We start from the raw sequence: 8,011 nt of genomic DNA on the forward strand, positions 1-8,011 counted from the left end.
TTTTTTGCGTACAATAAAAATTATGAAAGCATGCCCCGTATCATGTATGATGAAAAAAGAGAACTATATAGGGGTGACTTTTAGTGAAGCATCTTCAGATTCATGCAAAAAAAATACCATATACATATAACCGGTTTTTCCGCACATACCGCTCGCTGTCTGAGGGATTGCCGCATCATGTTTTACTGGAAAGCGGACGGGGCGGCAGGTACAGTATTGCAGCTTTTGAGCCTGAAGCCATTTTAACAGGCAAAAATTCACAGCTTGAAATCACTGCAGACGGTGAAAAACAAGTGCTCGAAGGCAACCCCCTTCACCTGATGCAGGAATGGCTGAATCGATATAAAGCAGATAAGCTTGAAGAACTTCCGGATTTTCAGGGAGGGGCCATCGGGTTCATCAGCTATGACTACGCACGATATATCGAAAAGCTTCCAGATGAAGCCCGGGATGATCTGCAAATACCTGATATCCACTTTTTTATTTATAAAGATTGCTTTGTCTTTGATCATGAAACGGAACAGCTCTGGCTTCTATTCTTATATGAAAAAGGGGAAGAGCACTCGATCGAGGAACGGGCAGAGAATTGGGAGCAGAGATGGAAGAATGAGAGCGGAGAGCCTTCTGAGGAAGCGGGATGCAGTCAGGCGGAACAAACACTTAGGGTATCCATGAACGAAGAAGAATTCCAGTCTGCTGTACGGAGTGTTCAGGAATATATTTCACAGGGAGATGTCTTTCAGGTGAATCTCTCCGTACGACAAAGCCGCCCGATGCATATTCAGGCTATGGATGTATACGAGCAGCTGAGAGTGTTAAATCCGTCTCCATACATGGGGTATTTCCACACACCTGCATACCAGCTTGTGAGCGCATCACCGGAGCTGCTGATTAAGAAAAAAGGAAACACCGTCAGCACGCGGCCGATTGCCGGGACAAGGTCCCGCGGGAAGGATCATGAGGAGGACCTCAAGCTCGCCAGTGAACTGATTGAAAATGAGAAAGAGCGTGCAGAGCACGTAATGCTGGTTGACCTGGAGAGAAATGACCTGGGAAGAGTATGCGAATATGGGACTGTTGAAGTGGATGAGTTCATGGTCATTGAAAAATACTCACATGTGATGCATATCGTTTCCAATGTAAAAGGCGAGCTGGCAGAAGGCAAGAATGCGGTTGATATCATTGACGCTGTATTTCCCGGGGGGACGATCACAGGTGCCCCTAAGGTGCGCACTATGGAAATCATTGAAGAACTTGAACCGGTCACAAGGGGACCATACACCGGCTCTCTTGGCTGGATCAATTTCAGCGGTGATCTGGAGCTGAATATCATCATCCGCACTATGCTCGTTAAAGATGGACAGGCTCATGTGCAGGCAGGTGCAGGCATTGTCATTGACTCCAATCCGAAAAATGAATACAAAGAGTCACTGAAAAAGGCGATTGCTCTATGGAAAGCAAAAGAACTCGCAGAACAGGCAAAAGGGGATCAGCTATGATTTATATGATCGATAATTACGATTCTTTTACGTATAATCTCGTGCAGTATCTCGGTGAATTAGGCGAAGAGCTGGTTGTCAAAAGAAACGATGAAACATCGATTTCTGAAATAGGCAGTATGCAGCCGAAGTTCCTGATGATCTCTCCGGGGCCGTGCAGTCCGAATGAAGCAGGCATCAGCCTGAAAGCCATTGAAGCTTTTGCAGGCAAAATCCCGGTCTTTGGTGTTTGTCTGGGACATCAGTCGATTGCTCAAGTATTCGGAGGGGATGTGGTGCAGGCAGAGCGTCTGATGCATGGAAAAACTTCTGACATTTTTCATGATGGGAAAACCATATTTAAAGACCTGCCCAACCCTTTTCCTGCTACCCGCTACCATTCGCTGATTGTCAAAAAGGAAACACTTCCGGAATGTCTTGAGGTTTCAGCATGGACAGCTGAGGGAGAGATTATGGCCATCCGCCATAAGGAACTGCCTGTAGAAGGTGTCCAATTCCATCCGGAGTCGATTATGACTACGGCCGGAAAGGAACTCCTTCAAAATTTTATTAAGCATTACAAAGCCTCACTGCAGGCAGAGGGGCTGTAAACCTTGTATATTTATATGAATGGGGAAGTTGTCAGGAAAGAGGAGGCCAGGATTTCTCCTTTTGATCATGGCTTTATATATGGGATGGGGCTGTTTGAGACGTTCCGTATCTATAATGGGCATCCCTTTTTATTGGATGATCACCTGGAGAGGCTGAACAGAAGCCTTGAAGCGATAAATATTGAAGCATTTTATGCCAGGGAACAAGTGCTCGCGGCGCTGGATTTGCTGCTTGGAAAAAATGGATACCATAATGCCTATATCCGGATGAATGTTTCAGCGGGGAACGGGGAGATTGGCCTGCAGACAGCACCGTACACTAACCCGAATACGATCATTTTCTGCAAACCGCTTCTGCCAAGAAGTGCCGGTGCAGAAAAGCAGGCAGTATTGCTTGAGATTCCCCGCAATACACCTGAAGGGGCCGAACGGCTGAAGTCCCACCATTATTTAAATAACATTCTGGCTAAAAAGGAAGCGGGGGACGATCCAGGCATTGAAGGGATCTTCTTGACCAGGGATGGCTATCTGGCAGAGGGGGTCACTTCGAATTTATTCTGGATTCGTGATGGCCATTTATTTACCCCGTCGCTTCAAACCGGCATACTAAACGGCATTACCCGGAAATTTGTGATCAGGCTTGCCGGAAAGCTGGGGATGAATGTGCAGGAAGGCCTGTACAGAGCAGAAGCTGTAAAGGATGCGGATGAAGTTTTTGTCACGAACTCCATCCAGGAAATTGTGCCGATTTCCTCGTTTGATGGCCATTTCATGCCAGGGTTATCCGGGAAGAAAACATCGGAGCTCCAGGTGCACTATGAAAACCGCTGTGAACACTTATGGAGCAGGAATGAACTGTAGGAGGATTCATAATGTCTAAAACAACAATTCAGTGTGGGCCATATACGCTAGATTACGGGAAGAAAACCATTGTGATGGGAATTTTAAATGCAACCCCTGACTCCTTTTCGGATGGGGGCAAATACAGTCAGCAGGATCTGGCAGTCAAGCATGCTCTTGAAATGGTTGAAAACGGAGCAGATATCATCGATGTTGGCGGAGAATCAACCCGTCCGGGATTTGATCCGGTGCCTGCAGACGAAGAGCTGAGACGTGTTCTTCCAGTTATCGAGGCAATTTCAAAGGAAGTGGATGTTCCGATATCCATTGATACCTATAAAGCGGAAGTCGCCAGGCAGGCCATTGAAGCCGGGGCCCACATTATCAATGATGTGTGGGGAGCCAAAGCGGATAATGAAATGGCGGCAGCTGCAGCAGAAACAGGAGCGCCGATCATCTTAATGCATAACCGCAAGGATATGGAATACACATCCTTTTTCCGGGATGTCATGAATGACCTGTACGAAAGCATTGCGCTAGTAAAGTCTGCAGGTGTTAAAGACGAGAATATTATCCTTGACCCGGGCATCGGCTTTGCTAAGGACTTGAACTATAACCTGGAAATGATGAGGGATTTGGACAAGCTTGTGGCTATCGGGTATCCTGTGCTGCTTGGCACATCGAAGAAGCGGATGATCGGAACCATCCTGGACCTTCCGGTTGAGGAGCGGACAGAAGGAACGGGAGCGACGGTGTGCTACGGCATCCAAAAGGGCTGCCAGATGATCCGCATTCATGATGTAAAGGAAATGAGCCGAATGGCTAAAATGATGGACGCTTTAATGGGAAAAGGTGATTACAATGGATAAAATTTATGTGAACCGAATGGAGTTTTACGGCTACCATGGTGTTTTCCCGGAAGAAACACGGCTTGGCCAGCGCTTTGCTGTAGACCTTACTGTCGAAGCAGACCTGAAAAAGGCGGGGGAAACCGATAATCTTGACGATTCCATTAACTATGGTGAGCTGTATGCAGTGTGCAAAGAGGTGGTGGAAGGTAAGCCCTATAAGCTGGTTGAAGCTGTGGCAGAAAAGCTGGCAGCCGAACTTCTTTCCCGGTTCCCGCTGATTCTGCAGCTGACGGTCAAAGTCATCAAGCCTGATCCGCCTATTCCGGGCCACTATCAATCAGTAGCCATCGAAATTACAAGAGGCAGATCATGAGGAACACCGCTTTTATTGCGCTTGGCTCAAATATCGGCAGCCGGTTTGACCACTTGAAGAAAGCAGTTGAGATGATTGATCAGCTACCGGAAACCCAAGTGGTAAATACTTCATCTGTTTATGAAACAGATCCTGTCGGTTATGAAGATCAAGAACAATTTCTGAATATGGCAATCCAAATTTCTACCGGCTTAGATCCTTTTGAATTGCTGGATGCGTGCCTTGATATCGAATTAAAACTTGGGAGAAAAAGGAAAATTCATTGGGGCCCGCGGACAATAGACCTTGACATTTTGCTGTATAGTCACGAAAATATTGAAACAGAGAAGCTAATAGTTCCTCATCCTCGGATGCATGAAAGAGCGTTTGTCCTTGTTCCTCTGTTAGAGGTTGATTCCAGCATCAGGCTTCCGAAGATGGAGCGGCCTTTAATTTCAATACTGGAAGATATACCTGACAGAGAGGGAGTACGGATATGGAAGCAGAAAAATGGGGAAGACGTATTCGCGCTTTTCGAAAGCTAAAAGGATTTACACAAGAAGGATTTGCAAGAGAGCTCGGTGTATCGGTTTCAATTTTAGGTGAAATTGAAAGAGGAAACCGCATGCCAGCACCGGCTTTAATCGAGCAGATCGCTCTGGCGCTTAAAGTGACACAGGAAGAATTGGCTCCCAGACAGGAGCAGGATTAATATATAAGTTTGAATAATTACAGAGGGAGGTGCAATTATGTTCAAAATAGGTGATATCCAGCTGAAAAACCGTGTAGTACTGGCTCCGATGGCCGGAGTATGCAATTCCGCTTTCCGACTGACTGTAAAAGAATTCGGTGCCGGACTTGTATGTGCGGAGATGGTCAGCGACAAAGGCATTGTCTCCCAGAACGAAAAGACGATGAACATGCTTTATATTGATGAAAGAGAAAAGCCGCTAAGCCTGCAGATTTTCGGGGGTAAAAAAGAAACGCTTGTAGAAGCGGCGAAATTTGTAGACCAAAATACGAATGCAGATATCATCGACATTAACATGGGCTGCCCTGTCCCTAAAATCACCAAATGTGATGCGGGTGCCAAGTGGCTTCTTGACCCGGATAAAATTTATGAAATGGTTTCAGCTGTAACAGACGCTGTTGAAAAGCCGGTTACTGTAAAAATGCGGATGGGCTGGGATGAAGACCACATCTACGCTGTTAAAAACGCGCAGGCAGTTGAACGGGCAGGCGGCAAAGCTGTAGCTCTTCACGGCCGTACGCGTGTCCAGTTGTATGAAGGACAAGCGAACTGGGATATTATCCGCGAAGTAAAGCAGAACATTAACATTCCGTTAATCGGAAATGGTGATGTGGAAACACCGCAGGATGCCAAGCGCATGCTGGATGAAACAGGCTGTGACGGTGTCATGATCGGACGGGCTGCACTGGGAAACCCATGGATGATTTACTGTACAGTTAAATACCTGGAGACTGGCGAATTAATGGGCGAGCCTTCTGTACGCGAGAAAATGGATGTGTGCATCCTCCATCTGGACCGTCTGATTTCATTAAAGGGTGAACATATCGCTGTACTCGAAATGCGAAAGCATGCTGCATGGTACCTGAAAGGAATCCGCGGCAATGCGAAGGTCCGCAATGGAATCAATGAATCCAATACAAGAGAAGAATTGGTAAGCGTTCTTAACGCTCTTGTCATTGATGCAGAAGAAAAAGAAAGAAGCCAGATACAGGCTGTATAACTGCGTAAAGTTTGACAGGCTGACAATCTTTGCCTATAATACTTTTGATAAATGGAAACTGCCAGTGCATGAACTGGCAGTTTTTATTCTATTTAACTATTTAGGATGTCTGATTTACCCGCTTTGTGTAAAATAATAGAGATATACATTTTTGAAGGACCGCAGAATTGTGCGTACATAAAAAGATTTACAAAATGGAGATGATTTCAGTGAGCCAGAGTCATGAAGAATTAAATGACCAGTTGAAAGTAAGACGCGAGAAAATGAACAGCTTGCGCGAACAGGGAATGGATCCTTTCGGGAAACGTTTCGACCGTTCACATCAAAGCAATGAATTAATTGAGCAGTACGGTGAGCTTGAGAAGGAAGAAATTGAGGAAAAGGATGTTTCTGTTACACTGGCAGGCCGCATTATGACAAAGCGCGGAAAAGGGAAAGCCGGATTCGCCCATGTACAGGATTTATCAGGGCAAATTCAAATTTATGTCCGCAAAGATGCTGTTGGAGAAGAAAGCTATGCCATCTTCGAAACTGCGGATCTGGGAGATATTGTTGGAATCAGCGGCAAGCTCTTTAAAACAAAAGTAGGCGAACTGTCTGTTAAAGCAGAGGAATTTGTCCTTCTGACAAAATCCCTTCGTCCGCTGCCGGATAAGTTCCACGGGCTGAAGGACGTTGAGCAGCGCTACCGCCAGCGTTACCTGGATCTCATTATGAGTGAGGAAAGCAAAAAGACTTTCGTCACGAGAAGCCGCATTATCCAATCCATGCGCCGCTACCTTGACAGCCATGGCTACCTTGAAGTTGAAACACCTATGATGCATTCCATTGCAGGGGGAGCATCTGCACGTCCATTTATCACTCATCATAACGCGCTGGATATGGAACTCTATATGCGTATCGCCATTGAGCTTCATCTGAAGCGTCTGATTGTGGGCGGCCTTGAAAAGGTATATGAAATTGGCCGGGTATTCCGTAATGAAGGTGTATCTACACGTCACAATCCTGAATTCACTATGATTGAATTATACGAAGCATATGCTGACTATAGAGATATCATGAGCCTTACTGAAAACCTAATTGCCCATATCGCCCAGGAAGTGCTTGGAACAACTACTGTGCAATACGGCGAGTACGAAGTGGATTTAAAGCCTGAATGGAAAAGGCTTCATATGGTAGATGCCATTAAGGAATACACTGGGGTAGACTTCTGGAAAGAAACAAGTAAGGAAGAAGCCCAGCAGCTTGCGAAGGAGCATGGTGTTGAAATCAAAGACAATATGGAATATGGTCATATTGTTAATGAATTCTTCGAGCAGAAGGTTGAAGAGAAATTAATTCAGCCGACCTTCATCTATGGACATCCTGTTGAAATCTCGCCGCTCGCGAAGAAAAATGACGAAGACCCGCGTTTTACTGATCGTTTTGAATTATTTATTGTAGCCCGTGAACATGCAAATGCCTTCACTGAGCTAAATGATCCGATTGATCAGCGCGAGCGCTTTGAAGCACAGCTGAAAGAACGTGAAGAGGGCAATGATGAAGCTCATATGATGGATGATGATTTTATTGAAGCTCTTGAATACGGCATGCCGCCAACAGGCGGACTGGGCATCGGAATCGATCGGGTTGTCATGCTGCTGACAAATTCACCTTCTATCAGAGATGTACTATTATTCCCGTTAATGCGTCATCGTTAATATTTTATAAAATAAGGCAGAGTACATTGCGTGCTCTGTCTTTTTTCTATTATAGAAAGGAATATAAATAGTGCTATTTTCCGGGCAGAATAATGGGAATATTTTTTCTTTCTTTTTTACGTATAAAAAAGATAAAAACATATTGCATGTTGTCCTGTGAGGTGATATATTTATATTCGTTGCTGCAAGACAGCGACTTACAAAAAAAGATTTTAAAAAAAGTTATTGACTCAGATAGTTGGATCTGATAAGATAATAAAGTCGCTCTTGAGCGGCGGATTGATCTTTGAAAACTGAACGAACAATACGTCAACGTTTAAATCATTAGTCTTTTTTGAAAAGACAACTCGAGCTTAATCAACTCTTATATGGAGAGTTTGATCCTGGCTCAGGACGAACGCTGGCGGCGTGCCTAATACATGCAAGTC

Annotated in this window: 9 protein-coding genes and 1 rRNA gene; all 10 read left to right on the forward strand. The window is 45.2% G+C overall.

The genetic code is table 11. The features are described from left to right. Positions 1-83: 83 nt before the first annotated feature. Entirely contained in the window at positions 84-1,499 is a 1,416-nt protein-coding gene (gene pabB, locus BK139_RS20320; RefSeq protein ID WP_076262419.1) for an aminodeoxychorismate synthase, component I, read from the forward strand. Further along, positions 1,496-2,089: an aminodeoxychorismate/anthranilate synthase component II gene (gene pabA / locus BK139_RS20325; protein WP_076262421.1), complete on the forward strand. Its 594-nt coding sequence runs from the start codon at positions 1,496-1,498 to the stop codon at positions 2,087-2,089. Before pabB ends, pabA begins: the two co-directional genes overlap by 4 nt. Positions 2,090-2,092: 3 nt before the next feature. Further along, on the forward strand, positions 2,093-2,950 hold the full coding sequence (pabC, locus tag BK139_RS20330) for an aminodeoxychorismate lyase (RefSeq protein ID WP_076262423.1): 858 nt from the start codon (positions 2,093-2,095) through the stop codon (positions 2,948-2,950). Between the two features lie 11 nt (positions 2,951-2,961). Beyond that, entirely contained in the window at positions 2,962-3,798 is an 837-nt protein-coding gene (gene folP, locus BK139_RS20335) for a dihydropteroate synthase (RefSeq protein WP_076262425.1), read from the forward strand. Beyond that, entirely contained in the window at positions 3,791-4,153 is a 363-nt protein-coding gene (gene folB / locus BK139_RS20340; RefSeq protein ID WP_076262427.1) for a dihydroneopterin aldolase, read from the forward strand. The genes folP and folB overlap by 8 nt, the downstream gene beginning before the upstream one ends. Then, a complete protein-coding gene (gene folK, locus BK139_RS20345) occupies positions 4,150-4,677 on the forward strand; it encodes a 2-amino-4-hydroxy-6-hydroxymethyldihydropteridine diphosphokinase (protein WP_076262429.1) in 528 nt (175 codons plus the stop codon). Before folB ends, folK begins: the two co-directional genes overlap by 4 nt. Beyond that, positions 4,629-4,844 (forward strand): helix-turn-helix domain-containing protein, encoded by a 216-nt coding sequence (locus BK139_RS20350; RefSeq protein WP_035333327.1) that lies wholly within the window; start codon positions 4,629-4,631, stop codon positions 4,842-4,844. Before folK ends, BK139_RS20350 begins: the two co-directional genes overlap by 49 nt. Positions 4,845-4,881: 37 nt before the next feature. Further along, on the forward strand, positions 4,882-5,883 hold the full coding sequence (dusB, locus tag BK139_RS20355) for a tRNA dihydrouridine synthase DusB (protein WP_076262431.1): 1,002 nt from the start codon (positions 4,882-4,884) through the stop codon (positions 5,881-5,883). A 200-nt stretch (positions 5,884-6,083) separates the two neighbouring features. After that, positions 6,084-7,583, forward strand: a complete 1,500-nt coding sequence (gene lysS, locus BK139_RS20360; RefSeq protein ID WP_035333329.1) for a lysine--tRNA ligase — start codon at positions 6,084-6,086, stop codon at positions 7,581-7,583. 365 nt (positions 7,584-7,948) lie between these two features. Then, positions 7,949-8,011, forward strand: a 16S ribosomal RNA gene (locus BK139_RS20365); the annotation flags it as partial.

The organism is Paenibacillus sp. FSL R5-0490 (assembly GCF_001956215.1).
Taxonomy (GTDB): domain Bacteria; phylum Bacillota; class Bacilli; order Bacillales; family Cytobacillaceae; genus Cytobacillus.

Coding starts and splice junctions, on each gene's coding strand:
- pabA (WP_076262421.1), top strand. CDS start 1,496: ATGATTTATATGATCGATAATTACGATTCTTTTACGTATAATCTCGTG.
- folP (WP_076262425.1), top strand. CDS start 2,962: ATGTCTAAAACAACAATTCAGTGTGGGCCATATACGCTAGATTACGGG.
- folB (WP_076262427.1), top strand. CDS start 3,791: ATGGATAAAATTTATGTGAACCGAATGGAGTTTTACGGCTACCATGGT.
- folK (WP_076262429.1), top strand. CDS start 4,150: ATGAGGAACACCGCTTTTATTGCGCTTGGCTCAAATATCGGCAGCCGG.
- BK139_RS20350 (WP_035333327.1), top strand. CDS start 4,629: ATGGAAGCAGAAAAATGGGGAAGACGTATTCGCGCTTTTCGAAAGCTA.
- dusB (WP_076262431.1), top strand. CDS start 4,882: ATGTTCAAAATAGGTGATATCCAGCTGAAAAACCGTGTAGTACTGGCT.
- lysS (WP_035333329.1), top strand. CDS start 6,084: ATGATTTCAGTGAGCCAGAGTCATGAAGAATTAAATGACCAGTTGAAA.